At 68.7% G+C, this 25,967-nt stretch carries 28 protein-coding genes and 1 pseudogene; 2 read left to right on the top strand and 27 right to left on the bottom strand.

Features of this window, described 5'->3' with window-relative positions:
* Positions 1–7 precede the first annotated feature (7 nt).
* The 24 genes and pseudogenes from nuoK to A9X00_RS06805 all read right to left on the bottom strand — a co-directional run bounded on the left by nuoK (position 8) and on the right by A9X00_RS06805 (position 20,995).
* A complete protein-coding gene (nuoK, locus tag A9X00_RS06695) occupies positions 8–307 on the bottom strand; it encodes an NADH-quinone oxidoreductase subunit NuoK (RefSeq protein ID WP_007168303.1) in 300 nt (99 codons plus the stop codon).
* The gene (locus tag A9X00_RS06700; protein ID WP_067150823.1) at positions 304–1,095 is read right to left on the bottom strand and encodes an NADH-quinone oxidoreductase subunit J; all 792 of its coding nucleotides are present in this window, start codon (positions 1,093–1,095) and stop codon (positions 304–306) included. Before A9X00_RS06700 ends, nuoK begins: the two co-directional genes overlap by 4 nt.
* Positions 1,092–1,637: an NADH-quinone oxidoreductase subunit NuoI gene (gene nuoI, locus A9X00_RS06705; RefSeq protein ID WP_067150825.1), complete on the bottom strand. Its 546-nt coding sequence runs from the start codon at positions 1,635–1,637 to the stop codon at positions 1,092–1,094. Before nuoI ends, A9X00_RS06700 begins: the two co-directional genes overlap by 4 nt.
* Positions 1,630–2,889, bottom strand: coding sequence for an NADH-quinone oxidoreductase subunit NuoH (gene nuoH, locus A9X00_RS06710; RefSeq protein ID WP_197515083.1), 1,260 nt, complete (start codon positions 2,887–2,889; stop codon positions 1,630–1,632). Before nuoH ends, nuoI begins: the two co-directional genes overlap by 8 nt.
* Before the next feature lie 8 nt (positions 2,890–2,897).
* Complete coding sequence (locus A9X00_RS06715) at positions 2,898–5,315, bottom strand: NADH-quinone oxidoreductase subunit G (RefSeq protein ID WP_067150832.1); 2,418 nt, start codon at positions 5,313–5,315, stop codon at positions 2,898–2,900.
* Positions 5,312–5,386 (bottom strand): annotated as a pseudogene (locus A9X00_RS31670) (16S rRNA (guanine(966)-N(2))-methyltransferase RsmD); the annotation flags it as partial. The gene A9X00_RS06715 and the pseudogene A9X00_RS31670, both read right to left, overlap by 4 nt.
* Positions 5,387–5,399: 13 nt before the next feature.
* Positions 5,400–6,734, bottom strand: a complete 1,335-nt coding sequence (gene nuoF, locus A9X00_RS06720; protein WP_067150835.1) for an NADH-quinone oxidoreductase subunit NuoF — start codon at positions 6,732–6,734, stop codon at positions 5,400–5,402.
* Positions 6,734–7,492: an NADH-quinone oxidoreductase subunit NuoE gene (gene nuoE, locus A9X00_RS06725; RefSeq protein WP_067150838.1), complete on the bottom strand. Its 759-nt coding sequence runs from the start codon at positions 7,490–7,492 to the stop codon at positions 6,734–6,736. The genes nuoF and nuoE overlap by 1 nt, the downstream gene beginning before the upstream one ends.
* Positions 7,489–8,805, bottom strand: a complete 1,317-nt coding sequence (nuoD, locus tag A9X00_RS06730; protein ID WP_197515082.1) for an NADH dehydrogenase (quinone) subunit D — start codon at positions 8,803–8,805, stop codon at positions 7,489–7,491. Before nuoD ends, nuoE begins: the two co-directional genes overlap by 4 nt.
* A complete protein-coding gene (locus A9X00_RS06735) occupies positions 8,805–9,533 on the bottom strand; it encodes an NADH-quinone oxidoreductase subunit C (RefSeq protein ID WP_067150843.1) in 729 nt (242 codons plus the stop codon). Before A9X00_RS06735 ends, nuoD begins: the two co-directional genes overlap by 1 nt.
* On the bottom strand, positions 9,530–10,084 hold the full coding sequence (locus A9X00_RS06740) for an NADH-quinone oxidoreductase subunit B family protein (RefSeq protein ID WP_067150846.1): 555 nt from the start codon (positions 10,082–10,084) through the stop codon (positions 9,530–9,532). The genes A9X00_RS06735 and A9X00_RS06740 overlap by 4 nt, the downstream gene beginning before the upstream one ends.
* 8 nt (positions 10,085–10,092) lie before the next feature.
* Positions 10,093–10,470 (bottom strand): NADH-quinone oxidoreductase subunit A, encoded by a 378-nt coding sequence (locus A9X00_RS06745; protein WP_067150849.1) that lies wholly within the window; start codon positions 10,468–10,470, stop codon positions 10,093–10,095.
* A 263-nt stretch (positions 10,471–10,733) separates the two neighbouring features.
* Positions 10,734–11,135 carry a response regulator transcription factor gene (locus tag A9X00_RS06750; protein ID WP_067150852.1) on the bottom strand — a complete coding sequence of 134 codons (402 nt, stop codon included), beginning with the start codon at positions 11,133–11,135 and terminating at the stop codon, positions 10,734–10,736.
* Between the two features lie 29 nt (positions 11,136–11,164).
* Entirely contained in the window at positions 11,165–11,701 is a 537-nt protein-coding gene (locus A9X00_RS06755) for a YceI family protein (protein ID WP_067150855.1), read from the bottom strand.
* Positions 11,702–11,734: 33 nt separating this feature from the next.
* On the bottom strand, positions 11,735–12,136 hold the full coding sequence (locus A9X00_RS06760; protein ID WP_067150858.1) for a nuclear transport factor 2 family protein: 402 nt from the start codon (positions 12,134–12,136) through the stop codon (positions 11,735–11,737).
* A gap of 65 nt (positions 12,137–12,201) precedes the next feature.
* Complete coding sequence (locus tag A9X00_RS31675) at positions 12,202–12,543, bottom strand: DUF6285 domain-containing protein (RefSeq protein ID WP_067150861.1); 342 nt, start codon at positions 12,541–12,543, stop codon at positions 12,202–12,204.
* The gene (locus A9X00_RS06770; RefSeq protein ID WP_369830724.1) at positions 12,540–13,517 is read right to left on the bottom strand and encodes a phosphotransferase family protein; all 978 of its coding nucleotides are present in this window, start codon (positions 13,515–13,517) and stop codon (positions 12,540–12,542) included. Before A9X00_RS06770 ends, A9X00_RS31675 begins: the two co-directional genes overlap by 4 nt.
* Positions 13,518–13,519: 2 nt before the next feature.
* Positions 13,520–14,758: an acyl-CoA dehydrogenase family protein gene (locus A9X00_RS06775; RefSeq protein WP_067150867.1), complete on the bottom strand. Its 1,239-nt coding sequence runs from the start codon at positions 14,756–14,758 to the stop codon at positions 13,520–13,522.
* Positions 14,759–14,760: 2 nt separating this feature from the next.
* Complete coding sequence (locus A9X00_RS06780; RefSeq protein WP_067150870.1) at positions 14,761–15,378, bottom strand: TetR/AcrR family transcriptional regulator; 618 nt, start codon at positions 15,376–15,378, stop codon at positions 14,761–14,763.
* Entirely contained in the window at positions 15,378–16,274 is an 897-nt protein-coding gene (locus tag A9X00_RS06785) for a hydroxymethylglutaryl-CoA lyase (protein WP_067150873.1), read from the bottom strand. Before A9X00_RS06785 ends, A9X00_RS06780 begins: the two co-directional genes overlap by 1 nt.
* The gene (locus A9X00_RS06790) at positions 16,271–17,470 is read right to left on the bottom strand and encodes a CaiB/BaiF CoA-transferase family protein (RefSeq protein WP_067150876.1); all 1,200 of its coding nucleotides are present in this window, start codon (positions 17,468–17,470) and stop codon (positions 16,271–16,273) included. The genes A9X00_RS06785 and A9X00_RS06790 overlap by 4 nt, the downstream gene beginning before the upstream one ends.
* The gene (locus A9X00_RS06795; protein ID WP_067150879.1) at positions 17,467–18,642 is read right to left on the bottom strand and encodes a S9 family peptidase; all 1,176 of its coding nucleotides are present in this window, start codon (positions 18,640–18,642) and stop codon (positions 17,467–17,469) included. The genes A9X00_RS06790 and A9X00_RS06795 overlap by 4 nt, the downstream gene beginning before the upstream one ends.
* Complete coding sequence (locus A9X00_RS06800) at positions 18,642–19,733, bottom strand: homogentisate 1,2-dioxygenase (RefSeq protein WP_067150882.1); 1,092 nt, start codon at positions 19,731–19,733, stop codon at positions 18,642–18,644. Before A9X00_RS06800 ends, A9X00_RS06795 begins: the two co-directional genes overlap by 1 nt.
* 290 nt (positions 19,734–20,023) lie before the next feature.
* Complete coding sequence (locus A9X00_RS06805; RefSeq protein ID WP_067150885.1) at positions 20,024–20,995, bottom strand: NADPH:quinone oxidoreductase family protein; 972 nt, start codon at positions 20,993–20,995, stop codon at positions 20,024–20,026.
* Positions 20,996–21,066: 71 nt separating this feature from the next.
* Here A9X00_RS06805 and A9X00_RS06810 point away from each other — a divergent pair, with 71 nt between their 5' ends.
* Together A9X00_RS06810 and A9X00_RS06815 are read left to right on the top strand one after the other, a co-directional pair.
* Positions 21,067–21,924 (top strand): oxidoreductase, encoded by an 858-nt coding sequence (locus tag A9X00_RS06810; protein WP_067150887.1) that lies wholly within the window; start codon positions 21,067–21,069, stop codon positions 21,922–21,924.
* Complete coding sequence (locus A9X00_RS06815) at positions 21,921–22,445, top strand: GNAT family N-acetyltransferase (RefSeq protein ID WP_067150890.1); 525 nt, start codon at positions 21,921–21,923, stop codon at positions 22,443–22,445. Before A9X00_RS06810 ends, A9X00_RS06815 begins: the two co-directional genes overlap by 4 nt.
* Here A9X00_RS06815 and A9X00_RS06820 read toward each other — a convergent pair.
* From A9X00_RS06820 to hisN, 3 genes are all read right to left on the bottom strand, one after another.
* Positions 22,438–23,643, bottom strand: a complete 1,206-nt coding sequence (locus A9X00_RS06820) for an acyl-CoA dehydrogenase family protein (protein ID WP_067150892.1) — start codon at positions 23,641–23,643, stop codon at positions 22,438–22,440. The genes A9X00_RS06815 and A9X00_RS06820 overlap by 8 nt on opposite strands.
* Before the next feature lie 44 nt (positions 23,644–23,687).
* The gene (locus A9X00_RS06825) at positions 23,688–25,097 is read right to left on the bottom strand and encodes an acyl-CoA dehydrogenase family protein (RefSeq protein WP_067150895.1); all 1,410 of its coding nucleotides are present in this window, start codon (positions 25,095–25,097) and stop codon (positions 23,688–23,690) included.
* 80 nt (positions 25,098–25,177) lie between these two features.
* Complete coding sequence (gene hisN / locus A9X00_RS06830) at positions 25,178–25,963, bottom strand: histidinol-phosphatase (RefSeq protein ID WP_067150897.1); 786 nt, start codon at positions 25,961–25,963, stop codon at positions 25,178–25,180.
* Between the last annotated feature and the right edge of the window lie 4 nt (positions 25,964–25,967).

The raw sequence follows: 25,967 nt of genomic DNA on the forward strand, positions 1-25,967 counted from the left end.
CGTTCTTTTAGCCTTTGAGTAGGTTCGCGTCGTCGACGGAAGCGGATTTGCGCGCACGGAAAATCGTCATGATGATCGCCAGGCCCACGACGACCTCGCACGCGGCCACCACCATCGTGAAGAACGCGATCATCTGGCCGTCGAGGTGGCCGTGCATTCGCGCGAACGTGACGAACGCCAGGTTGACTGCGTTGAGCATCAGCTCGACGCACATGAACATCACGATGGCGTTGCGGCGCAACAACACACCCGATGCCCCGATGGTGAACAGCAGCGCCGAAAGGTAGAGGTAGTTGGCCGGATTCACGACGCACCACCCTTCACCGCTTTGGCGGATCGGGTCTCTTTCCCGTCCGCGCCGCGGATCCGCAGGATGGGCGACACCGACAACTCCGAGTACGAGCCGTCGGGCAGCAGCGCGGCGACGTCGACGGCGTTCTGGCGCGCGTAGACACCCGGGTTGGGCAGCGGGGTGGGGCGCCCGCCGGCCCGGAAGCGTTCCTCGGAGAGCTCACGCTGGGTCTTGCGCCGCTCGAAACGCTCTCGGTGCGCCAGCACCATCGCGCCGACCGCCGCGGTGATCAGCAGGGCGCTGGTCAGCTCGAAGGCCCACAGGTAACGCGAAAAGATCAGCGCCGCCAGCCCTTCCACGTTGCCGTTGGCATTGGCGGTGGTGAGCCCCACGAAACCTCCGGTCGCCACGTTGCCGATGCCGGCCAGCAGCAGAACGCCGAACCCGACGCCGGTCAGCACCGCCGCGACGCGCTGGCCGCGCAGCGTCTCCTTCAGCGATTCCGCCGAGTCCACGCCGATCAGCATCAGCACGAACAGGAAAAGCATCATCACCGCGCCGGTGTAGACGACGACCTGAACGACACCGAGAAACAGCGCGTCCTGGATCATGTAGAACACCGCCAGGATGATCATGGTCATCGCCAGGAACATCGCCGAGTACACGGCGTTGACGGCGAGCACCACCCCCAGCGCGCCGATCACGGCGACCGCGCCCAGCACCCAGAACGTGACCGCCTCGCCGGTGGAGGTGCGCACGATGGTCTCCGCGGCGAGCGGGGTTGAGGCGAGCACAGCGATCATCGGGTGTCTCCGGAGTTCTGCCGCTGCCGCAACCCCTGCGCGGTCACGTTGCCCTGGTAGTAGTCCTTGTCGGTGGCGCCCTCCGCCCTCGGGTGCGGCGGGGCGAGCATGTCCTGCAGCAGCGGGGCGAGCAGCCGGTCCTTCTCGTAGATGAGGTCGGCGCGGTTGTCGTCGGCCATCTCGTAGTCGTTGGTCATCGTCAGCGCCCTGGTCGGGCAGGCCTCGATGCACAGGCCGCAGCCGATGCAACGCAGGTAGTTGATCTGGTACACGCGGCCGTAGCGCTCGCCCGGGGAATACCTGAGCTCCTCGGTGTTGTCGGCGCCCTCGACGTAGATCGCGTCGGCGGGGCAGGCCCACGCGCACAGCTCGCACCCGATGCATTTCTCCAGCCCGTCGGGATAGCGGTTGAGTTGGTGGCGCCCGTGGTAGCGCGGCGCGACGGGGCCTGGCTTTTCCGGATACTCCTCGGTCACCCTCTTCTTGAACATCGACCCGAGGGTCACGCCGAAACCTGCGACGGCGTCGAAGAATTTAGGCACGTGCTTTCTCCTTGCTCGCGCCGACTTTCTGCGTCGGCAGCGGCGGTGTCGGGAAGGCGGGCTCGGTGGCCTCCGGGGCGGAGGTTTCCACGCCCTGGCGGCGCAGCTCGCGTTCCATCGCGCGAATGGTCGGTGTGCTGAACGGTTTTCGCAACAGCAGCACCAGCGCCGCGGCGAAGACCACGCTGCTGACCACCAGGATCGGCGTCCAATGCGCGTACCCCTGGTTGCGCGCGGTCCGGATGACCGCGGCGATCAACACCCACACCAGCGAGGCCGGGATCAGCAGCTTCCAGCCCAGCGCCATGAACTGGTCGTAGCGCAGCCGCGGCAGGCTGGCCCGCAGCCAGAAGTAGATGAACAGGAAGGTCCACATCTTGGCGGTGAACCAGAGCACCGGCCACCAGCCGGTGTTGGCGCCCGCCCACATGTTCAGCGGCCACGGCGCGTGCCAGCCACCGAAGAACAGCGCGGTGGCGAGCGACGACACCGTCATCATGTTGACGTACTCGGCCAGCATGAACATCGCGAACTTCAGCGACGAGTACTCGGTGTGGAATCCCGCGACCAGCTCGCCCTCGGCCTCGGGCAAATCGAATGGCGCCCTGTTGGTTTCGCCGACCATCGAGATCAGGTAGATCACGAAGGACGGCAACAGCAAAAAGACGTACCAGACCCGGTCCTGTGCGCCGACGATCTGCGACGTCGACATGGAGCCGGCGTAGAGGAACACCGCCGCGAACGACAGCCCCATCGCCACCTCGTAGGAGATGACCTGCGCGGTGGAGCGCACCCCACCCAGGAGCGGGTAGGTGGATCCCGATGCCCAGCCGCCCAGCACGATGCCGTACACCCCGATCGCCGACAGGCCCAGGATGAACAGCACCGCGACCGGAAGATCGGTCAGCTGCAACGGCGTGTGGTGGCCGAACACGCTGACCACCGGTCCGAACGGGATGAACGCGAACGCGGTGAACGCCGGAATCGTCGAAATGACCGGCGCCGTAAAGTACACGAACTTGTCGATGCCGCCGGGGGAGATGCTCTCCTTGAGCGCCAACTTGATCCCGTCGGCCAGGCTCTGCAGCGCGCCCCACGGCCCCACCCGGTTGGGGCCGGGCCGCAGCTGCATCCAGCCGAGAATCTTGCGTTCGAGCAGGATCGCGACCAGCACGTTGAGCATGAGGAAGACGAAGATGGCCAGCGCCTTGCCGAGCACCAACCACCACGGGTCGTGCCCGAAGGCGGACAAGGGGACGGTCATGTTCCCGCTCCGATCTCGACGACGCTGCCGAGCGTGACGCCCAATTTCCGGTGCACCGCCGAACCCGGCGAGTTCAGCGGAAGCCACACCACCCGGTCCGGCATGTCGGTGACGGCCAGCGGCAGCATGATCGAGCCGCGCGGCGTGCTGACCGTGACGTTGTCACCGTCGGCGGCGCCGATCTCGGAGGCGGTTTCGGCCGACAGCCGCACCACGGGCTTGCGGGCGGTGCCGGCCAAATGCGGTTCGCCGTCCTGCATTCGGCCCTCGTCGAGCAGCAGCCGCCATCCGGTCAGCACGGCCTGCCCTTGCTGCGGTGTGGCCGGTTCCGGCGCCGCGACCTGCGGGTCGGCGGCGTGTCCGCCCTCCCAGGTGCCGAGGGCGGCGAGTTCCTCGCGGGCCGCCTCGACGGTGGTCGTTCCCAGGTAGACACCCATCTCGTCGGCCAGCGTGTCCAGCACCCGGTGGTCCGACTGCCCGGCCTCTCCGGTGGTGCCGCGCAGCGCCGGCGCGAACGCGCGGTAGCGGCCTTCCCAGTTGACGAAGGCACCGTACTTCTGGGTCGTCGGCGCGACCGGGAACACCACGTCGGCGCGTTCGGTGACGGGGCTGTGCCGCAACTCGAGGCTGACGACGAATCCGGCGGCGTCCAGCGCGGCCAGCACCGCCTCCGGATCGGGGAAGTCGTTGGGTTCGATGCCGCCGATCAGCAGCGCCGCCAGGGACCCGTCGGCGGCGGCGGCCAGGATGCCGTCGACGTCGCGCCCAGGGGCAGAAGGCAATTCGTCGACGTTCCACGCCGCGGCCACCTGCGCGCGGGCGGCGTCGTCGGCGACCGGGGGGCCGCCGGGCAGCAGGGTGGGAAGCGCGCCGGCTTCCAGCGCGCCGCGTTCACCGGCGCGGCGCGGCACCCACGCCAGCCGGGCGCCGGTGGCGTCGGCGAGGCGGGCCGCGGCGGACAGGCCGCCGGGCACCGTGGCGAGGCGCTCGCCGACCATGATGACCGCGCCCGGTTTCGACAGCAGCTCGCCCGCCTCGCCGGTGGCCAGCCCGTCCAGCGCGGCGGCTTCGGCGCCGGGCACGGTCTTGACCAACCGGCCCTTCATCTTCGTCAGCGCCCGGGTGGCGAACGGCGCGATCGCGTACACGGGCAGCCCGTGCTTGCGGGCGGCCTTGCGCAACCGCAGAAAAACGATGGGCGACTCGTCCTCCGGCTCGAAGCCGACCAGCACCACCACGGGCGCCGACTCCAGGTCCGAGTAGCTCACGGTCATCGGCCGACCGGCGACCCGGCCGGCCAGGAAATCGGCCTCCTCGGCGGAATGCGGGCGGGCGCGGAAGTCGATGTCGTTGCTGTCCAGCGTGATTCGGGCGAACTTGCTGTACGCGTAGGCGTCTTCCCAGGTCGCCCGGCCGCCCACCAGCACGCCGGCGCGCCCGCGGGCCGCCTCGAGCCCCTGGGCCGCGGCCACGATCGCGTGCGACCACGAGGCCGGCTGCAGCGTGCCGTCCGCGTCCCGGATCAGGGGAGTGGTGATGACGTCCGGCTGGGTCGCGTAGTTGAACGCCCACCGGCCCTTGTCGCAGTTCCACTCCTCGTTGACCTCGGGGTCGTCACCGGCCAAGCGGCGCAAGACTTTTCCGCGGCGGTGGTCGGTGCGCTGCGCGCAACCCGAGGCGCAGTGCTCGCACACGCTCGGGCTGGAGACCAGGTCGAAGGGGCGGGCCCGGAAGCGGTACGCGGTCCCGGTCAGCGCGCCCACCGGGCAGATCTGCACCGTGTTGCCCGAAAAGTACGAGTCGAACGGCTCGTTGGCGTAGATGCCGACCTGCTGCAGGGCGCCGCGCTCCTGCATGTCGATGAAGGGGTCGCCGGCGATCTGCTCGGAGAACCGCGTGCAGCGGGCGCACAGGATGCAGCGCTCGCGGTCCAGCAGCACCTGCGAGGAGATGTTGATCGGCTTGGCGAAGGTGCGCTTGACGTCGGTGAAGCGGGATTCGGCCCGCCCGTTGGACATCGCCTGGTTCTGCAGCGGGCATTCGCCGCCCTTGTCGCACATCGGGCAGTCCAGCGGGTGGTTGATCAGCAGCAGCTCCATGACCCCGTGCTGGGCCTTGTCCGCGGCCTCCGAGGTCAGCTGGGTGCGCACCACCATGTCGTCGGTGGCCACCGTGGTGCACGACGCCATCGGCTTGCGTTGTCCCTCGACCTCGACCAGGCACTGGCGGCACGCGCCGACCGGGTCGAGCAGCGGGTGGTCGCAGAACCGGGGGATCTGGACGCCCATCAGCTCGGCCGCGCGAATCACCAACGTGCCCTTGGGGACGCTGATCTCGGCGCCGTCGATGGTCAATGTCACCATGTCCGGCGGACGCACCTCGTCGCCGGATTCGGTTTTAGCCGCACTAGTCACGTGCGCCGCTCCTCCTCATCGCTTCGTCCCCCGCAAGCGGGCGGTACCCCCACTGCATCGTCGCCGGCGCGTGTCATCGGCGGGTCAGGCCTTTCCGTTCGCGCTCAGCATGGAATCCCGGGGGTCGAACGGGCAGCCGGCGCCCTCGACGTGGGCGACGTACTCGTCGCGGAACAGCTTGATCGAGGACATCACCGGGCTGGCGGCGCCATCGCCCAACGCGCAGAACGACTTTCCCAGGATCGTGTCGGAGATGTCCGACAGCTTGTCGATGTCCTCCAGGGTGCCCTTCCCGGTTTCCAGCCGCTCGTAGATCTTGTCGAGCCAGAACGTGCCCTCGCGGCACGGCGTGCACTTACCGCACGACTCGTGCTTGTAGAACTCGGTCCAGCGGCGCACCGCGCGCACCACACACGTTGTCTCGTCGAAGATCTCGAGCGCCTTGGTCCCCAGCATCGAACCGGCGGCGCCCACGCCCTCGTAGTCCAGCGGCACGTCGAGGTGCTCGTCGGTCAGCAGCGGCGTCGACGACCCGCCTGGGGTCCAGAACTTCAGCCGGTGCCCGGCGCGCACCCCGCCGGCGTAGGCGAGCAATTCGCGCAGCGTGATGCCGAGCGGGGCCTCGTACTGGCCGGGCCGGGCGACGTGCCCGGACAGCGAATACAGCGTGAAGCCGGGTGATTTCTCGCTGCCCATCGAGCGGAACCACTCGACGCCGTTGAGGATGATCGGCGGGACGCTGGCGATGGTCTCGACGTTGTTGATCACCGTGGGGGATCCGTAGAGGCCGGCCACCGCGGGGAACGGCGGGCGCAGCCGCGGCTGGCCGCGCCGGCCCTCCAGCGAGTCCAGCAGCGCGGTCTCCTCGCCGCAGATGTACGCGCCGGCACCGGCGTGCACCACCAGCTCCAGGTCGAAGCCGGAGCCGTTGATGTCGCGACCCAGGTAGCCGGCGGCGTAGGCCTCGGCCACCGCGTTCTGCAGCCGGCGCAGCACCGGCACCACTTCCCCGCGCACGTAGATGAACGCGTGGCTGGCCCGGATCGCGTAGGAGGCGATGATGACGCCCTCGACGAGCAGGTGCGGCGTGGCGAACATCAGCGGAATGTCTTTGCACGTACCGGGTTCCGACTCGTCGGCGTTGACCACCAGGTAGTGCGGCTTGGCCGCCGGGCCGCTGTCGCCCTGCGGGATGAACGACCACTTCGTCCCCGTCGAGAAGCCCGCGCCGCCGCGGCCGCGCAGGCCGGAGTCCTTGACGGCCCCCATCACCTCGTCGGGGTCCATCGCCAGCGCCTTCTGCATGGCCTGGTAGCCGTCGTTGCGGCGGTAGGTCTCCAATGTCCACGACTCGGGATCGTCCCAGTAGCGGCTGATCACCGGAGTCAACGGCGTGGCCTGCGCGCCGGCGTCGGCCATCAGTCTTCCTTCCCGGGGGCCGGCGGCGCCTCCATGCCGAGTTCCCTGGCCACCTTCAGCCCGGCCAATGTCGCCGCGCCCGCGCCGCCCTGGCCCTCGTCGGGGCGCTCGTCGGGCAGGCCGGCCAGGATGCGTGACGTCTCGCGGAACACGCACAGCGGGGCGCCGCGGGTGGGCGCGGCCGGCTTGCCCGCCCGCAGGGAGTCCACCAGTTCGCGCGCCGATTCCGGTGTTTGGTTGTCGAAGAACTCCCAGTTGACCATCACCACCGGCGCGTAGTCGCACGCCGCGTTGCACTCGATGTGTTGCAGGGTGACCGACCCGTCGTCGGTGGTCTGGTCGTTGCCGATGCCCAAATGCTCCTTGAGGGAGTCGAATATCGCGTCGCCGCCCATGACGGCGCACAGCGTGTTGGTGCAGACACCGACCAGGTAGTCGCCGGTGGGCCCGCGCCGATACATCGTGTAAAAGCTTGCCACCGCGGACACTTCGGCGCCGGTCAACCCGAGCTGCTCGCCGCAGAACTCCAGGCCCGCCGGGGTGAGGTAGGAGTCCTGCGCCTGCACCAGGTGCAGCAACGGCAGCAGCGCCGAGCGCTTGTTGGGGTAGCGGCCGATGATCTCCTTGGCGTCGACCTCGAGGCGCGAGCGCACCTCGGGCGAATACGACTGCGGCGCACCCTCGGTCACGAACGCGTTGGGTTCCTCCGGCGGCGGTCCGAGCCGGATGAACACCGGCTGACCCTGCGGTCCGGTCATCGGTCGACCCCGCCCATCACCGGGTCGATGCTGGCGACCGCGGCGATCAGGTCCGCGACCATCCCGCCCTCACACATCGCGGCGACGGCCTGCAGGTTGGTGAAGGACGGGTCCCGGTAGTGCACCCGGTATGGCCGGGTGCCGCCGTCGCTGACCATGTGCACCCCGAGCTCGCCGCGCGGCGATTCCACCGCGGTGTAAACCTGGCCGGCCGGAACGCGGATGCCCTCGGTGACGAGCTTGAAGTGGTGGATCAGCGCCTCCATCGAGCTGCCCATGATCTTCGCGATGTGCTCGGGCGAGTTGCCCAGGCCGTCGGGCCCCAGCTTCAGGTCGGCGGGCCAGGCGATCTTGCGGTTCTCGACCATCGTCGGCCCCGGCCGCAACTTGTCCAGACACTGCTCCACGATCTTGATCGACTCCCACATCTCCTTGACGCGAATGATGTAGCGCCCGTACGCATCACAACCGTCGTCGGTGATGACGTCGAACTCGTAGTTCTCGTAGCCGCAATAGGGTTCGCTCTTGCGCAGGTCGTGCGGCAGCCCGGTGGAACGCAGAATGGGCCCGGTGATGCCCAGCGCCATGCAGCCGGTCAGGTCGAGGTAGCCCACGCCCTCGGTGCGCGCCTTCCAGATAGCGTTCTCGTTGAGCAGGTCGCCCATTTCGCGCAGCGGCTGCTTCAACTCCTTGAGCGCCTCGGCGATCTCGGTTTCCGCGTTGGGCGGCAGGTCCTGCGCGACCCCGCCGGGCCGGATGTAGGCGCTGTTCATCCGCAGGCCGGTGATCGACTCGAACAGCTTCAGCACGATCTCGCGGCCGCGGAAGCCGACGAACATCGGGGTCATCGCGCCCAGTTCCATGCCGCCGGTCGCCAGCGCGACCAGGTGCGACGAGATCCGGTTGAGCTCCATCATCATCACCCGGATGACGTTGACCCGCTCCGGAATCTCGTCGGTGATGCCGAGCAGCTTCTCCACGCCCAGGCAGTAGGCGGTCTCGTTGAAAAATGGTGACAGGTAGTCCATTCGGGTCACGAACGTGACGCCCTGGGTCCAGTAACGGTATTCGAGATTCTTCTCGATCCCGGTGTGCAGGTAGCCGATTCCGCACCGGGCCTGCGTGACAGTTTCGCCCTCGATCTCGAGGATCAGCCGCAGCACGCCGTGCGTGGACGGGTGCTGGGGGCCCATGTTGACGACGATGCGCTCGCCGGGGTCGGCGTTGCGGGCGGCGTCGACGATCTGGTCCCAGTCCTGACCGCCGGCGACCAGAACCGTCTCAGGATCAGTCATTCCTCTCGTTTGAGTCATTAGTTGTAACCCCTGCGTTCGTCGGGCGGAGGTATCTGCGCACCCTTGTACTCGACCGGAATGCCGCCCAGCGGATAGTCCTTGCGTTGCGGGTGCCCGTGCCAGTCGTCGGGCATCTCGATCCTGGTGAGCGACGGGTGGCCGTCGAAGATGATCCCGAAGAAGTCGTAGGTCTCGCGCTCGTGCCAGTCGTTGGTGGGGTACACGCCGTACAGCGACGGGATGTGCGGATCACTGTCCGGCGCAGCCACTTCCAGCCGCAGCCGACGGTTGTGGGTGATCGACTGCAGGGGGTAGACGGCGTGCAGCTCCCGGCCCGTCTCGTGCGGGTAATGCACCCCGTTGACGCCCAGGCACATCTCGAACCGCAGGTCGGGTTCGTCGCGCAGCCGCTGGGCGACCTGGGGCAGCAGATCGCGGCGCACGTGCAGGGTCAGCTCGTCGCGGTCGACCACGACCTTCTCGATCGCGTCGTCGAATTCGATGCCGTTGCGGCCCAGCGCCTCCGCCAGCCGGTCGGCGATGTCGTCGAAGTAACCGCCGTAGGGTCGGGGGCTGCCGCCCGGCAGCGTGATCTCGCGCACCAGCCGCCCGTAACCGGAGGTGTCACCGGTGCCGCGCACCCCGAACATGCCGCGACGGACGTCGATCACCTCTTCGTCGGCCGTCGGGACCGATCCCCCCACTTCGCTGGCCGCTACCGTCGGGTCGTGTTCGGGCGAGCTCATCGCAGCAGCCCGCGCATCTCGATCGTGGGCGTGGCCGCCAGCGCGGCCTGTTCGGCTTCGGCGATGGCTTCCTCGCGGTTGACGCCCAGCGGCATCTCCTGAATCTTCTCGTGCAGCTTCAGGATTGCGTGCAGCAACATCTCGGGGCGGGGCGGGCAGCCGGGCAGGTAGATGTCGACCGGGACGACGTGATCGACACCCTGCACGATCGAGTAGTTGTTGAACATCCCGCCCGACGACGCGCACACGCCCATGGCCAGCACCCATTTGGGCTCGCCCATCTGGTCGTAGATCTGGCGCAGCACCGGGGCCATCTTCTGGCTGACCCGACCGGCCACGATCATCAGGTCGGCCTGCCGGGGCGTCGCCGAGAACCGCTCCATGCCGAAGCGCGCGATGTCGAACCTCGGTCCGGCGGTTGCCATCATCTCGATCGCGCAGCACGCCAGCCCGAACGTCGCCGGCCACAACGAGTTCTTGCGGACGTAGCCGGCCACCTTCTCGACGGTGGACAGGAGGATGCCACCGGGCAGCTGTTCTTCCAGGCCCACTCTTTACCTCAATCCCATGTCAGGCCGCCGCGGCGCCACACGTAGGCGTAGGCCACGAAGACCGTGAGCATGAACACCACCATCTCGACCAACGCAAAGGTCCCGAGCGCGTCGTAGCTAACGGCCCAGGGATACAAGAACACGATTTCGATGTCGAAGACGATAAACAGCATTGCGGTCAGGTAATACTTCACCGGGAACCGCTGTCCGGCCGTTGCGTGCGGGCCGCTCACAGGGGATTCCGTGGGCTCGATCCCGCATTCGTAGGCCGCCAGTTTCGACTTGTTGTAGCGCTTCGGCCCGGCCACGCTCGCGATTCCGACCGAGCCGATGGCAAAGGCGGCGGCAATCCCGCCGAGTACCAGGATGGGTATGTAGACGTTCAACTCGCTCCATGATCCGTCGTAATGCGGCCGCCTTTTCAACTGAGCGGGCGGCCGGGCGGTGACCGGGCTGCTGTGACGAACCGGGTCTGTGGCCCGTCACAGTGACCTTCAACATAGCGTCGTTGGCGTCGGCGCACGTGCTCGGGGTGGTGCTATTTGCCCGGTTGTAACGTCCCCGCGTCCGGGCGAGTCGTCGCGGGGGTGCTGAGCACCCGCCCACACGGCCTACGGTTCCGTGTCGGCGCAGGTGAGAGCGGTAATTGCTAGCGGGCGGGGGCGCGGAGCAACCCGAGCACCGTGCGGCCCAGCACGATGGGGTCCAGCGGGTGCGGCACGGCGGCGTCGGCGCGCGACCAATTGGCCAGCCACGCGTCGTCGCGGCGGCCGGTGAGCACCACGATCGGCGGGCAGGTCTCGAGTTCGTCCCTGAGCTGTTTGGCGATGCCCATGCCGCCGGTGGGCGTCGCCTCGCCGTCGAGAATGGCCAAGTCGATGCCGCCCTCGTCCATCGTGCGGACCACCATGGGCCCGGTCGCCACCTCGACGTAGGTCAACTCGGGGAGGTCCGGGTGCAGCTGCTTGCCCAACGCGCGCTTCACCCGTTCGCGGGTTTCGACGTTGTTGCTGTAGACGAGGATCCGCAGGGCGCTGCTGGAGTCGGGCACGCTCAGATGGTACTGGTGGCGCGCAAGCCCTACCGGGTTGCCCGAACGAAGACCGCCTGCGCGGCCGCCGTCGCGGTCGCGCCGATCATGCCGAACCTGTTCCAGCCCAGGTCGAATTGGGACCGGTCGACCTTCGTTTCCCCGGCGATCTGAATCGAACCGTCCTCCAGCTCGGTGATCGTGACCGGCAGGGGCAGCGGCGCGGTGACGCCCTTGATGGTGAGGCTGGCTCGAAGGTCGGCGGCCCTGCCCCGGGTCGGGTTTACCGCGGTGACGACGACGCTGATTTCGGGGAAACGCTCGACGTCGAAGAAATCGGGCGAGCGCAGGTGCTTGTCGCGACGGCCGATGCCGGTGGACAGCGACGCGGCCCGGATGTCGACGCGGCCGAAAACCGCGCCCTTGCCGGTGAGCTGCCCGTCGCCGCCGAACTCGCCGAAGCGGCCCTTGACGTTCACCAGGCCCCAGAAGTTCCTCACCTTGAAGGTGACGGCCGAGCGGTCGGGAACCAGGGTCCACACGCCGGCCAGGTCGGGATCGCTCAGCAGTGTTTCCAGTGTCGTCATCGTCCCCCCCTGTACTGGTGGCAAATCTAGTCGTTAGGTGAGCAGCGGCGCGATGTCGGCGGGGTCGAAGTATTCGTCGATCCGTTCGATGAGCCCGTCGGCGCCCACCTTGATCACGATGCAGACTCGCATGGAGATCGATTGGCCGGCACGGCCGGTGGCGTTCAGGATGTGCTGCTGGACGAAGCCCGCGACGGAGCCATCATCGAAGAGCCGTCGGTCGATGATGTCGTAGTGGCGCTCGGTGGTGGCGGTGATGAACCAGTCGATGACCCGCATCGCCCGGGCCTTGTCGTTATCGCGGGGCGCGCCGGTGCGCCAGACCGCGATGTCGTTGCTCCACAGTCGATCGACCGCGGCGGCGTCGCCGCTCTCGATCGCCGCGAACAGGCGGTCGGCCACGTCGACGACGGTCTGTGCGGTGGCAGCGGACATGGGGCTCCTAAGTCTGATTGTCGGGTTCCTCCTCGCGCCGCTGCGCGGCGCGCATCGTCACCCTCCTAGTCCGATTGCTCGTATCCGGGATGGGCGACGGCCAGGCGACGCCGGACCAGGATGCGCAGGCAGGCGGTGACGTCGTCGGCGCGGCCGTCCAGCTCGCCGGCCCGGATCGCGGCGGCAAGCGCTTCCTCGTCGGCGAAGCCCAGGCCGGCCAGCGCCGCGCCGGCCTCCGCCTCGCTCTCGTCGAGCAGTTCGCGCTCGACGATGCGCAACGCGTTCGCGGCCACCCTGGCGTGGAAGTTGACCTGCCCGCTGGTCGCCTCGCGGACGTCGGTTTCGAGGAACTCGGCCACCGCGGCGACGAGCTCGGCCGCGAGCGGGCGTCCGTAGGCGCCGATCACGGGGTCCGCTCCAGCAGGTCGAGCAGGTCCCACTCGGTCTCGCACACGCGGCGCCCGATCGTCGCCAGCTCCACCGAGCGGAACTCGCCGCTCAGGTGCCGCTCGGCCTGGTAGCGGCAGATGACACCCCAGCGCAGCGTCGCCAGCACCAGCCACCAGTGAAACGCCACCCGGTCGACGCTAGCCGCACCGGCCTGTTCGTAGGCATGGAGAAAGGCCTCGATGCTGCCGAGGCCGCCGGCCGCCAGGCCGGCCGGGGCGCCGAACCGCCAGGCCCGGATGCAGAACCACGCCAGGTCCTCGTAAGCCTCGCCTAGGTGGACCAGCTCCCAGTCCAGGACGGCGGCCAGGTCCGACCCGTCGACGATGAGGTTGCCCATCCGGTAGTCGCCGTGCACCAGGACCGGGTTCGACGGCTCGGTGTTGTTGGGCCGGTTGGCCTCGAGCCAGCGAAACGCCCACTCGAACGTGGCGGTGGTGTCGTCCATGGCGTCGAGCCGCTCGCGCCACTGCGCGAGTTGGTCCTCGTGTGCCAGGCCGGGAATGTCCGGATCGGCGCGATGGATGGCGGCCAGCGCCCACGCGCACTGCTGCAGCAGTCGGCTGCGGCCCGCTTGGCCGTCGGAGGCGTCGAGCCGACGCTGGATGCGCCGGACAATCGTCTCGCCCTTGATCTCGTCGCAGATCAGGAACGGATTGCCCAGTGCGGCAACGGAATCGTCGGCGACCAGGATGTGGGGGACCGGCGCTCCGGACGCCGCGGCCGCGGCCTGGGCGCGGGCCTCCAGCTCCATGCCGGCATGCACGTCGTCTGGCGGGCCGGTGCGCAGGATCAGCGAACGGCGCTGTTCGCCGGTGACGGCGTCGAACGCCCACGTGGTGCGGCTGGCGCCGCCGGTCAGCGCCCGCAGCTTCTCGATCGTGACGGACCCGCCCAGTATCGGGCGCAACACCACGGACAAGCTCTCCTGCAGCGTCACTTGTGGCCAAACTTGAACAGCCGCTGCGCCACCCGCCGGATCTGGATCTCCTCGGCGCCCTCGGTGATCCGGTAGCGGCGGTGATGGCGGTAGATGTGCTCGAACTGCTCGTGGCGGCTGTAGCCGAGGCCGCCGAAGACCTGCATGGCCCGGTCGGCCGCGTCGCAGACCAGCCGGTTGGCGCGGTAATTGGCCATCGACACCTTGTCCGAGACCTCCATGTGGTGGTTGCGGTCCAGATGCCAGGCCGCGTATTGCACCAGTAGCCGCACCATCTGGGCCTCGGTCTGCAGCTCGGCCAGCGGCCATTGCACGGCCTGGTTGACCGACAGCGGCTTGCCGAAAACCGTGCGGCCACCGGCGTATTCGGCGGCGCGGTCGATGCAGTACTGGGCGGCGCCCAGGCTGCTCGCCGCCTGCCGGATCCGGTTCTCGTGCAGGAAGGTCTGCGCGACTTCCAGGCCGCGGTCCACCTCGCCGAGCACGCCGTCGGCGGGCACCCGCACGTCGGTCAGCTCGACCTCGCCGTGGTCGGTGGGCATGTTGAACGTCCACCAGTAGTAGGGCACACGGAACCCGGGCGCATCCGTCGGGACGAGGAACGCGGTGATGCCCAGCGCGGCCCCCGGTTCGCCCGAGGTGCGCGCGAAGATCAGGTCGTGGGTGGCGCGGTGCACCCCGGTGTTGAACCGCTTCGAGCCGTTGAGCACCCACCCGTCGCCGTCGCGTTCGGCGCGGGTCTCCAGCCAGGTCGCGTCGGAGCCGTGCCGAGGCTCGGTCAGCCCGAACGCCATCGACCGCTCCCCGGTGATCAACGCCTCCGACCAGTCGCGGCGCTGCTCGTCGGTGCCGAAGCGTTCCATCATGATCACCTGCGGGAAATTTCCGACGATCGACGACTCGTTCTGCAGGTCGTTGTGCAGCCCAAGGCCCTTGTGCGCCAAGTATTCCCGAATGACGGCCATGTCCAGGTTGGTGCCGTCGCGGCCGCCCAGCGACGCCGGCAGACCGTAGCGCAGCCAGCCCGCCTTGTCGGCCCGCCTGCGCATCTCGGCGAGCAGATCTTCCCACTCGCGTGACGGGATGCCGTCGTTGTCCCAGTCGGTGCGGGCATGTTCGCGGCGATGGTCGAAATACTGGATGTTGTCGCGTTCCAGGGGCTTGATCTCCGACTCGATGAACGCGTCCATCTCGGCGAGCACTCCCGGAAGATGCTCTGGCAGAGTGAAATCCACGGTTACTCCTTTGTGCCGTAGAGGGTTTTCTTCCAGACCGTCGACAAGGTGGTGATGGCGTCGTGGTCGCTGATCTGCAGGCCCAGGCCGGACGGGCCCGCGAAGACGGTGGTGAAGTTCTCGAACAACAGCGCGATCGCGGCCGCCGTGTGTTGGGGGTTGAGCTCGGTTCCGTAGCCCTGCTGCTGCGCGCGGCGCACCGAGGCGGCGACGATGTCCATGCCGAAGCGCCGGAACTCGTTCTGCACGCGCGCAAAGCGCGGCTGGGTGGCCGCCAGCTGTGCCACGGCGATCATGATGCCGATGTTCTGCTTGAACATGTTCCAGTACCCGGTGACCACCGACGTGAAGAACGCGTCGTCATCCGGGGATTCGGGTAGCTCGAGGCGCAGTCCGGGCGGCGCCACGACCTCGTGCAGGAACGACTCCGCCAGCGCGGCCAGCAGGTCTTCCTTGTCGGCGAAATACCGGTAGAACACGGCGGGCGACTTGCCCGCGGCGGACGTGATGTCGGCCAGCGTGGTGCCGTGAAAGCCGCGCTCGGCGAACAGTTTCCGGGCGGCCTGTTCGATGGCCTGCCTGGTCTGGCGGCCCTTTGCGGTCAACGAGTCGGCCGGCATCAGTTCCGGATTCGGTCGCCGGCGCGCAGCAGCGCGCTCGGCAGGTCATGGCCGACAACGGATTTGGCGACTCCGGCCGCGGCGATGGCGGCCCGCAGGTCCACGTCGACGTCGACGCCGCTGTCGGTCAGCAGGTAGACGAGGTCCTCGGTGGCGATGTTGCCGGTGGCGCCCGGGGCGAACGGGCAGCCGCCGAGCCCGCCGACCGAGGCGTCCAGCCTCGTCACCCCCGCCTCGACCGCCGTGTACGCGCTGGCCAGCCCGGCGCCGCGGGTGTTGTGGAAGTGCCCGCCCAGCGGCATGTCACCGATCACCGGACGCAGTTGGGCGACGAGCGAACTCACGCGTCGCGGGGTGGTGGTGCCGATGGTGTCCGCGACGGAGAACCGGTCGACGCCTTGATCGCGGGCGGCCGCGCCGATCTCGAGCACCCGCTCGGGCGGCGTCGGGCCGTCGAACGGGCAGTCCCACGCGGTGGCGACGATCACCTCGACGGTGACGCCGGCGCCATGCGCGATGGCGACGATCTCCCCGATCTGCCTGGCGGCCTCGGCGCTGTCGCGCCCGACGTTGGCCTCGCTGAACGCGTCGCTGGCGGCGACCACGTATTCGATGGAGCGCAGCCCCGCGGCGACCGCGCGGCGGGCACCGTTGGGGCTGGCGACCAGGGCGGAGAACTCGATGTCGGGGTAGTCGTGCAGGTGCGCGGCGACTTCGGCGGCATCGGCCATCGACGGCACCTTCGACGGCGACACGAACGCGGTGGCCTCGACCTCGCGCACCCCGGTGGCGGCCACCGCGGCCAGCAGTTCCAGCTTGGCGGACAACGGGATTGGCTTTTCGATCTGCAGGCCGTCGCGCAGGGACACCTCGCGAATGTCGACGTGGGTGTTCATAAAACCCCCTCGGCCCTTAGTTCTTCGAGCTCCATTGCGGTCTTGCCGAGCAGCCCGATGTAGACGTCGTCGTTGTGTTGTCCCGGGCGGGCGGGTCCGGCGTTGCGGACGCCGCCGGGGGAGTCCGAGAGCACCGGGATCACGCCCGGTCCCAGCACGTTGCGGCCGATCCGTTCGTCGTAGTGCTCGACCAGCATGCCGCGGGCCCGCAGCTGCGGGTCGTCGACCACCTGGGCGACCGTGTTGATCGGACCGGCGATCACCCCTGCGGCACTGAGGGTTTCGATGATGTCACCGGGCTGGCGTTCCGAGGCCCACGCGCCGATGATCTCGTCGAGTTCGTCTTGGTTGCGGCCGCGGCCGCCGTGCGTGGCGAACCGGTCGTCGGTGGCCAGTTCCGGGCGCCCCATCGCCTTGCACAGCCGCGCGAACACGGTGTCCTGGTTGGCGGCGATCACCACCCAGGAGCCGTCGGCGCTGCGGTAGATGTTGGACGGCGCGATGCCCTCCAGCCTGGTGCCCGACGGCCCGCGCACCACGCCCCCGACGTCGTAGTCGGGGATCGTGGATTCCTGTACCGCCAAGCAGGATTCGGTCAGCGCAACGTCGACCACCTGTCCGCGCCCGGTGACGCCGCGGCGGTACAGCGCGGCCAGCGCGCCCTGGGCGCCGAACATGCCGGCCAGGCTGTCGCCGAGCGAGAGCGCCAGCCGGGGCGGCGGCCCGCCGGGGAATCCGTTGAGGTGCCGCAGCCCGCTCGCGGCCTCGGCCACCGACGCGTAGCCGGCCTTGTGCGCCTCGGGCCCGGTCTGTCCGTAGCCGGACACCCGGACCAGGATGATGCCCGGGTTGCGGTCGGACAGCACGTCGTAGCCCAGCTCCCATTTCTCCAGGGTGCCCGGGCGGAAGTTCTCGACGACGATGTCGGACTTCGCGACGAGGTCGAGGAACAGCCCGCGGCCGCGGGGCTTTCGCAGATCGAGCGTGATGGCCCGCTTGTTGCGCGCGTGCACCGTCCAGAACACGTGGTGCCCGTCCACTTCGGCCTGGCCCCAGGTCCGCAGCGGGTCCGGCGCGCCGGGGGGTTCCACCTTGATGACGTCGGCGCCCATGTCGCCGAGCAGCCGGCCGGCGAACGGCCCGGCGATCAGGGTGCCGAGTTCCAGCACCCGCACTCCGTCCAGTGGGCCCGTCACTCTTTGCTCGCGAAGTCGTGGCGGACCAGCCAGTCGGTGACCACGTCGACGGCGTGCCGCAGCTTGTCCCGCTGGTCGGGGCCGGCGTAATAATGTGTGGCGCCGGGGATTTCGTGCATCTCCTTGTCCGGGTGCCCGATCGCCTGGTAGAGCCGCCGGGTGTGGCTGGGCGTGCAGGCGTCGTCGGCCAGGTTACCGATCACCAGCGCCGGGACCGCGAGGTCGCGCCCGCAGGCTACCCCGTCGCCGCGGGCGTCGTCGTAGCTCCATTGCGAGAGCCAGCCGCGCAGCGTGCAGAAGCGGGCCAACCCGACCGGGCTCATGTTCACCACTCGAGGATCGCCCAGATAGCACGTCCCCGGGGTGCGTTCGTTGGGATCGACGCTCGGGTCGAGCCAGCGCGGGTCGGCCATGGTGCCGTGCACGACGAAGCAGAATTCTTCGTCGGGGCGCCCGGCGGCCCGCAGTTCGGCCAGCTTGTCCTTGACCCACGCGGTGATGCGGCGGTTGCGGTCGATCTGGGCCCGCCGGTAGCCGGCCAGGAATTCCTGGCTGTAGGGCGGCTGGTTGGGGTTGTCCGGGTTGTAGAGGTCGAGCTCGGGATCGCGCTTGGTGGGGTCGGATTCGTCGAGGATCGACGCGTCCAGCCATTCGGTGAGCGTGCCGTGCCGGCTGATGTGCGCGGCGAGCAGCATGACGCCGTCGGCCGCGGGCAGGTCGAGCCGTGTCAGGTCGGGGCCGTCCCCGGACGGGCTCGACGTGATGGTCGCGCGCTGGGCCTGCTGCTGGTAGAACATCGACAGCGAGCCGCCGCCGCTCCATCCGGCCAGCACCACCTTGGAATAGCCCAGCCTCTTCTTTGCGTCCTTGATGCACTCGCCGAGGTCCTCGACCACCTTCTCCATCAGCAGCGCCGAATCCGTGCCGCGGAATCGGCTGTTGCAGTAGATGACGTGGTGGCCGGCGCGGGCCAGCGCGCCCGTCATCGGGAGGTATGCGCCGCCGCCGATGGGATGCATGAACACCAGCACGGTGTCGGACGGCTTGTCCCTGGGCTTGAGCAGATAGCTTTCCAGCACCGTGATCTCCGCCAGCCCGCCGTACACGTCGCGGACCGCGGAATTGTTCTGGAACGCAACGAGATACGGGATGCGGTCGTATTCGTGTTTCATCAGTGCTGCCCGAGGTCGTGCGCCAGCACCTCGGCCGACGGGCTCAGCCGCCGGCGGGTGTCGACGGCGATGACCTGCCAGTCCACCCGCGCATGCTCGTCGAACTTGCGGCGCGCGCGTTCCCGCGCCTTCTCCGGCGCGCCGTGGTGAACCCCTTGCGGTGCATGGGTGATCAGGCCCGGCGGCATCGGGATGCCGTAGAGCGACCCGCCGTGGAAGAAGGCGATCTCGTCGTAGTCGACGTTGCGGTGATACCAGGGCGTGCGCTCGGTGCCGGGGACGCCTTCGGCCGGCTTGGGCAGGAAGTTCATCACGTAGACGCCGGTGGCCTGCATGAACAGATGCACTGTCGGCGGCAGGTGGACGCTGTCCGAAGTGATTACGTTGTAGTCGGCGATGTTGAACGTGAACGGAAAGTTGTCACCGCGCCAGCCTTCGACGTCGATCGGATTGTGTTGGTAGAACAGCGTTGTCGGCCCGCCCTCATGGACGAGCCGCACCTCGTACTCGTCACGGCCGTCGTCGTCGATCGGCTCCGGCTCGGGGATCGTGGCCTGCGACGGGTCGAACGGAAAGTGGCGCCCGAGCGCCCCGGGCGGCGGCACCCGGAACTCGTCGCTGGCCTCGATCATCAGCAGCGTCGTCTCGGTATCGGGCAGGTGCCGCCAGGTGCAGGCCTTCGGGATGTAGACCCAATCGCCCTCCCGGTAGCGCAGCGGCCCGAATTCCGTCTCCAGCAGGCCCGCGCCGCGGTGCACGAAGCACAGCAGGTCCCCGTCGACATGACGGGCGTAGAACGGCATCGCCTCGTGGCGGCGGCTCAACAGGATTCGGCAGTCGTCGTTGCTGAACATCAGCAGCGGCCCGCCACCGGCGTCGGTGGCATCACTGGGTTTCAGCTCGCCGGCGAGCACGTCGACCGGCCGCAGCGGGCCGACCGACCGATAGGCAGTGGGGTCGTGGCGGCGGTACATGTTGGCGGTCCGGCCGGTGAATCCGCCCCGGCCCAGCTCGTCGTCCTTGAGCCCGTCGAGATCGGCGTGCAGCCGCCGCGGCGTCTTCCCTTTTCGCAGGTGAATGAAGGATTCCATAGGTCACTCCAGGCGCGGGGCGGGCGAAACTGAAAGTGACATTACTTTTTGTTTTGGTGTCACACAAGGGCGGAACAGACACGGAACCGCGTTCGCCCGGCGGCGAGTCTGCGTCTATCGCAAATGAGCCGAAACCCCCACCGCCCCGAGCGTGAAGCTGCTGCGGGATTCCGCGCTGATTTTCGCAGTGGGTTCACGCTCGGCGGCGGTGCTTCATCCCCCGCCACGGAGCGAAGCACCGCAGGCAGCTGCCTGCGCACTGTCGCGATCAGCGGGACGACATACGGCCGTCAGTCGCGGATGCGCACCACGACTTTGCCCTTGGCCGTGCGGTTCTCGAGCGATGCGACCGCCGCGGCCGCCTGCTCCAGCGGGTAGACCTCCGGCGTGGGGGCGGCCAGCTGGCCCGAGCTCAGCAGCCGCTCGAGCCCGGCCCACTGCTCGGCCAGCGCGTCCGGGTGCGTCGCGGTCCAGGCTCCCCAGCCCACGCCGACGACGTCAATGTTGTTGAGCAGCAGCCGGTTCACCTTGACGGTCGGAATCTCCCCGCCGGTGAACCCGATGACCAGCAGCCGGCCGCCGGGCGCGAGCGAACGCAGCGAATCGGTGAAACGGTCGCCGCCGACCGGGTCGACCACCACGTCGACGCCGCGGCCCCCGGTGAGCTCCTTGACGGCGTCCTTGAACCCCTCGGCCAGCACCACGTCGGTGGCGCCGGCGGCCGTCGCGACGTCGGCCTTGTCCGCGGTACTGACGACCGCGATCGCGCGCGACGCCCCGAGCAGCGATGCCAGCCGCAGCGTCGAGGTTCCGATCCCGCCCGCCGCGCCGTGCACCAGCACGGTCTCGCCCTGGGCCAACCGGCCGCGCACGGTCAGCGCGAAGTACACCGTCAGGTCGTTGAACAGCAGGCCGGCGCCCGCCTCGAAGCTCACGTTGTCCGGCAGCTTGAACACCCGGTCGGGCTGCACGACGGCCACCTCGGCCATGCCGCCGGACAGCATCGTCAGCCCGACGACCCGGTCGCCGGCCTTGACGTGGCTGTTGTCCGGCGCCGACCGCACCACGCCGGCGATCTCGGCGCCGAGCACGAACGGCGGCTCCGGCCGGTACTGATACAGCCCGCGGGTCAGCAGCGCGTCGGGGAACGCCGCGCCGGCCGCGTGCACCTCGACGACCACACCGTCCCCAGCGGGTTCGTCGACCTCCGCCACCTCGATCGCGTCTGGACCATCTAGCCGAGTCACCCGTGCCGCCCGCATGGTCGGACAGCCTAACGCCGGCTCCGAATCCGCCCGCAACGTGCCCATATCGACGGCGCTAACCTCACCTCATGGATTCCTTTCCACTTGGTAGCTATTCGGTTGCCCGCATCGGCTTCGGCGCAATGCAGCTGCCCGGCCCGAACGTTTTCGGGCCGCCGCGGGACCGTGACGAAGCGCTGGCGGTGCTGCGCCGGGCGGTCGAACTCGGCGTCGACCACATCGACACCGCCCAGTTCTACGGCCCCGACGTGGCCAACGAGCTGATCCGCGAGGCGCTGCATCCGTACCCGGAGAACCTGGCCCTGGTGAGCAAGGTCGGCGGGCGGCGTGACGAATCCGGAGCCTGGCTGCCGGTCGACGAGCCGGCCGACTTGCGCCGCGACATCGAAGCCAACCTGAGCGCTCTCGGCGTGGACCAACTGGCCGCGGTCAACCTGAGGCTCTTCGAGAGCGACGGGCCCGACGAACTGTTCGACGAGCAGCTCTCGGTGATGATCGACGCGCGTGACGAGGGACTGATCGGCGGGATCGGGCTGAGCAGCATCAACCGTGAGCACCTGCTGCACGCCCTCGAACGGACCGAGATCGCCTGTGTGCAAAACGCTTTCAACCTCGTTCAGCGAGAGTCGGCCGCGGTACTGGAGGAATGTACTCGGCGGGGGATTGCGTTCGTCCCCTTCTTTCCGCTCGGCGCGGCCTTCGTCAAGCCGAACCCGGTGCTCACCAACCCGCTGGTGGTCGACACCGCCCGGCGTCTCGGCCGGACTCCCGCTCAGGTCGCGCTGGCGTGGACGCTGAGCGTGGCGCCCAACGTGCTCCTGATCCCGGGTACCTCATCGGTGGCGCACCTCGAAGAGAACATGGACGTCGCGTCCGTCGAGCTGGACGACGACACCCGCGAACGCCTGAACGCCGTCGCTGCTTGACGCGCGTCCGACCCGCCACCGCCGCCGACGCCGCGGCGTGCGCCGACATCTACCGGCCCTACGTGCTTGACACCGTCATCTCGTTCGAGACGGAGGTGCCGACCGTCGAGGAGATGGCGCGCCGCATCGCGGGCGCCCACGAGTGGCTGGTGCTCGAGGACTCCGACGTCGTGAGCGGTTACGCCTATGCGCACCAGTTCAATCCGCGTGCGGCGTACCGATGGTCGGTCGAGACGAGCATCTACCTCGCCCCGGATCGACTGCGCCGCGGCGGGGGCCGGCTGCTCTACACCGAACTGCTGCGCCGGCTCGCCGAACGCGGTTTCCGGCGGGCGTTCGCCGGCATCGCCCAACCCAACGAGGCCAGCAACGCGCTGCACAAGGCGTTCGGCTTTCGGCCGGTGGGCTACTACCCGCGCGTGGGGTGGAAGCTTGGCGCCTGGCAGGACGTGGAGTGGTGGCAGCTCGACCTGCTCGGCCCCGACGAGGATGCGGACGCGCCGCGACCGATCGCTACTTGAGTTCGGCCGACGACAGCCCCAGCAGCCGCCGCGCGACCACCAGCTGCTGGATCTGTTGGGTGCCCTCGAAGATGTCGAGGATCTTGGAGTCGCGCGCCCACTTCTCCAGCATGGACTGCTCGGAATACCCTGCGGTGCCCGCCAATTCGACGGACTTGAGGGTGACGTCGCTGGCCATCCGCCCGGCCTTGGCCTTGCTCATCGAGGCCTCTTTGGAGTTGGGGATCTTGTTGTCGGCCTGCCACGCCGCGCGCAGCGACAGCAGGTAGCTGGCCTCCCAGTCGGCCTCCATCCGCAGGAACTCCGCCGCGGCCGCGCTTTGGGCGTGCGACGGCCGGTCGTAGGAGATCTCGACCCCGGCCTCGGTGAGGATCTTGCGGATTTCCTCCAGCGCGGCGCGGCCGACCCCGATGGCCATGGCGGCGACGATCGGGCGGGTGTTGTCGAAGGTCTCCATCACCCCCGAAAAGCCCTTGCCCACCTCGATTTCGGGGTTGCCCAGCAGGTTGTCCTTGGGGATGCGGACGTTGTCGAACCGGATCGCCGCGGTGTCCGAACCCTTGATGCCGAGCTTGTGCTCGAGGCGTTCGACGGTGACGCCGGGATGTTCGCGCGGCACGATGAACGACTTGATCGCGGCGCGGCCCTGTGATTTGTCCAGCGTGGCCCACACCACGATGTGGGTGGCGCGCGAACCCGCGGTGACGAAGATCTTCTCGCCGTTGATGACGTACTCGTCGCCGTCGAGCTTGGCGGTGGTGGACACAGCCGCGGAGTCGGATCCGAAGCCGGGTTCGGTGATCGCCATCGCCGCCCAGACCTTGCCCAGGCGTTGCAGTTGTTCGTCGGTGGCGACCGCGGAGATGGCGGCGTTACCGAGCCCCTGATAGGGAACCGACAGCATCATCGCGACGTCGCCCCAGCAGGCTTCCATCGTCTGCAGCAGCGCGGCCATGTTGGCGCCGTTGTGGTTTCGGTCCCTGTCCTCGTCCTCGTCGCGCAGCGCGTCGGCACCGGCGAAGGCCACCGATTCGGATGCGCCCTCGAAAAGGCTGATCAGGGTGTCGAGCTCGACCGGGTAGGCGTGCTCCTTGAGGTCGTATTTGCGTGCGATCGGCCGCATCATCTCGGCGGCGCCCTGGTGGGTCTTGACGATCACCGACTGCAGCTTGCGGGGAAGTTCCAGATTGATTGCCATGGTTGAACTTTCGGCTCGACTCAGATAACGACTCAGATAACGACCTAGATGACGACGACGCCCTCGGCGACGCCGATGGCCCGCAGGTCGCGGTACCAGCGCTCGACCGGGTGCTCCTTGGTGAAGCCGTGGCCGCCGAGCAGTTGCACGCCGTCCAGGCCGATCTGCATGCCCTTGTCGGCGCCGAGCCGCTTGGCCAGCGCCGCCTCCCGGGCGAACGGCAGGCCCTGTTCGGCGCGAGCGGCGCCGCGCCAGGTGATCAGCCGCAGTCCGTCCAACTCGATGGCGATGTTGGCGCACATGAAGGCCACGGCCTGCCGATGCGCGATCGGCTCGCCGAAGGCATGGCGTTCCTTGACGTATGGGACGACGTAGTCGAGGACGGCGTGCGAGGTGCCGACGGCGAGCGCCGCCCAGCCGAGCCGGGACAGCGCGATCGCCTCGGAGTAGTCCTCGTCGCAGGCGTCGTCCTCGCCCAGGCGGGCGCTCAGCGGCACCGACACCCCGGACAGCTCGACCTGGCCCAGGGCCGCGGCGCGTATTCCCATGCTCGGATCCGCTTTGACGGTAAGGCCTTTGGCGGACGATTCGACGATGAACAATGCGGGCTTGCCGTTCAGCTGGGCGCCGACGACGAACAGCTCGGCGTCGGAGGCGGCCGGAACCAACGACTTCACGCCGTCGAGCCGGTAGCCGCTCGGGGTGCGCACGGCGGTGGTCTTCAACCGGGTGGGGTCGAACAGCGGTTGCGGTTCGGCGATCGCCACGCATGCCTGCGGGACGTTCTCGCCGGCGAATTCGTGCAGGTAGGTGGCCTGCTGGTCGGCGCTGCCCCAGTGGGTCAACGCCGCGGCGACGCCGCCGGGCGCCAGGATCGGCAGGGCCAGGCCCATGTCGCCGTAGGCCAGCGCCTCGGCCGCCAGCACGTTGGTCACGCTGGAGCGGTGCGCGGCGATGCCGTCGAAGTCCTCGGGGATGTTGATCGCGGTGATGCCCAACTCGGCGGCCTTCGCGATCAGGTCGGGCGGGTAGGTCGCGGCCTCGTCGGCGTCGTGCGCCGCGGGACGCAGCACCTCGGCGGCGAACTCGTCGAGGGTCTCGACGATCATCTTCTGCTCGTCGTCGGGCGTCAGGTCGAAGTAGTCCTTGCCGCTGGACTTGAGCCGGGTCGGTCCGCCGCGCAGGTTCTGGATCCGCTTGAACTGGCGGGCAGTGGCCCCGGCGGTGGAGAAGATGGCCTTGGTGCCGTAGCCCAGGCTCCGGTTGAGCGGGTCACGCAGGTGGTATTTGTCCAAGAACTCCTGGCCGACCAGTGGCGTGAGCAGCGCCAGGGTGATGTCGATGCCGGTCCGCTTGTGCGGTTGCAGCCCGACGCCGGTCTTGCGGCCGCGGCGCCGGATGCGTGAGCGGGTGTTCTCTGAAGTCTGTTTTGAACCGGAACGGGTGTCGGTCATTTCAGCCTCTGTCGATGGGCGTTGCGGATAAAACCTATCTTACTCCGGAGTAAGATAGATGCGACCACGTGTTAACTAATTCACAAAGAGTAGGCCCGCAGGCGCGAAAGCACCTGCTCGTGCAGCAGTCCGTTGGTTGCCACGGCGCTGCCGGCGTGCGGGCCCGCGGTCCCGTCCAGGCCGGTGAACGTTCCGCCCGCCTCGCGCACCAGGATGTCGAGCGCCGCCAGATCCCACACCGACACCTCCGGTTCGGCGGCGACGTCGACCGCCCCCTCGGCCACCAGGCAGTAAGAGAAGAAGTCGCCGTAGGCCCGCACCCGCCACACCGCATCGGTCAGCCCGACGAAGCGATCGCGCAGGCCGCGTTGCGCCCATCCCGACAGGCTCGAGAACGACAGGCTCGCCGAATCCAGCTGCGCCACTGAGGAAACGGACAGCGGTCGCGGGGGACCGCCGTCGACCGCGGCGAACGCGCCGCGGCCACGCGCCGCCCACCACCGACGGTGCAGCGCCGGTGCACTCACGACGCCGACCGACGAAACGCCGTCCTCGAGCAACGCGATCAGGCTGGCCCACACCGGCACCCCGCGCACGAAATTCTTGGTGCCGTCGATCGGATCGATGATCCATTGCCGCCCGCTGAAGGTGGCGGTTCCACCGAACTCCTCGCCGACGATGCCGTCGCCCGGGCGTTCGCGCCCCAGCACGTCGCGCAGTTCGGTTTCCACCGCGCGATCGGCGTCGGTGACCGGGGTCAGATCGGGTTTGGTGTCGACGCGCAGGTCGAGCGCGCCGAACCGCGCGGCGGTGAGCGCGTCGGCACGGTCGGCCAGCGCGAGCGCCAGCGCCAGGTCGTCGGTCATTGAA

Origin of the sequence: Mycobacterium sp. 1245805.9 (genome assembly GCF_001672915.1) — a bacterium.
Lineage (GTDB): Bacteria > Actinomycetota > Actinomycetes > Mycobacteriales > Mycobacteriaceae > Mycobacterium.

Bases quoted from the DNA above. Each gene is read 5' to 3' on its own strand.
- A9X00_RS06780 (WP_067150870.1), bottom strand. From the start codon at position 15,378: ATGCCGGCCGACTCGTTGACCGCAAAGGGCCGCCAGACCAGGCAGGCC.
- A9X00_RS06810 (WP_067150887.1), top strand. From the start codon at position 21,067: ATGGATTCCTTTCCACTTGGTAGCTATTCGGTTGCCCGCATCGGCTTC.
- A9X00_RS06700 (WP_067150823.1), bottom strand. From the start codon at position 1,095: ATGATCGCTGTGCTCGCCTCAACCCCGCTCGCCGCGGAGACCATCGTG.
- A9X00_RS06820 (WP_067150892.1), bottom strand. From the start codon at position 23,643: ATGGCAATCAATCTGGAACTTCCCCGCAAGCTGCAGTCGGTGATCGTC.
- A9X00_RS06795 (WP_067150879.1), bottom strand. From the start codon at position 18,642: ATGAAACACGAATACGACCGCATCCCGTATCTCGTTGCGTTCCAGAAC.
- nuoD (WP_197515082.1), bottom strand. From the start codon at position 8,805: ATGACTCAAACGAGAGGAATGACTGATCCTGAGACGGTTCTGGTCGCC.
- A9X00_RS06760 (WP_067150858.1), bottom strand. From the start codon at position 12,136: ATGTCCGCTGCCACCGCACAGACCGTCGTCGACGTGGCCGACCGCCTG.
- A9X00_RS06785 (WP_067150873.1), bottom strand. From the start codon at position 16,274: ATGAACACCCACGTCGACATTCGCGAGGTGTCCCTGCGCGACGGCCTG.
- A9X00_RS06805 (WP_067150885.1), bottom strand. From the start codon at position 20,995: ATGCGGGCGGCACGGGTGACTCGGCTAGATGGTCCAGACGCGATCGAG.
- nuoF (WP_067150835.1), bottom strand. From the start codon at position 6,734: ATGGCCGACGCCGGCGCGCAGGCCACGCCGTTGACTCCGGTGATCAGC.
- nuoE (WP_067150838.1), bottom strand. From the start codon at position 7,492: ATGACCGGACCGCAGGGTCAGCCGGTGTTCATCCGGCTCGGACCGCCG.
- A9X00_RS06755 (WP_067150855.1), bottom strand. From the start codon at position 11,701: ATGACGACACTGGAAACACTGCTGAGCGATCCCGACCTGGCCGGCGTG.
- A9X00_RS06800 (WP_067150882.1), bottom strand. From the start codon at position 19,733: ATGGAATCCTTCATTCACCTGCGAAAAGGGAAGACGCCGCGGCGGCTG.
- hisN (WP_067150897.1), bottom strand. From the start codon at position 25,963: ATGACCGACGACCTGGCGCTGGCGCTCGCGCTGGCCGACCGTGCCGAC.
- A9X00_RS06825 (WP_067150895.1), bottom strand. From the start codon at position 25,097: ATGACCGACACCCGTTCCGGTTCAAAACAGACTTCAGAGAACACCCGC.
- A9X00_RS06735 (WP_067150843.1), bottom strand. From the start codon at position 9,533: ATGAGCTCGCCCGAACACGACCCGACGGTAGCGGCCAGCGAAGTGGGG.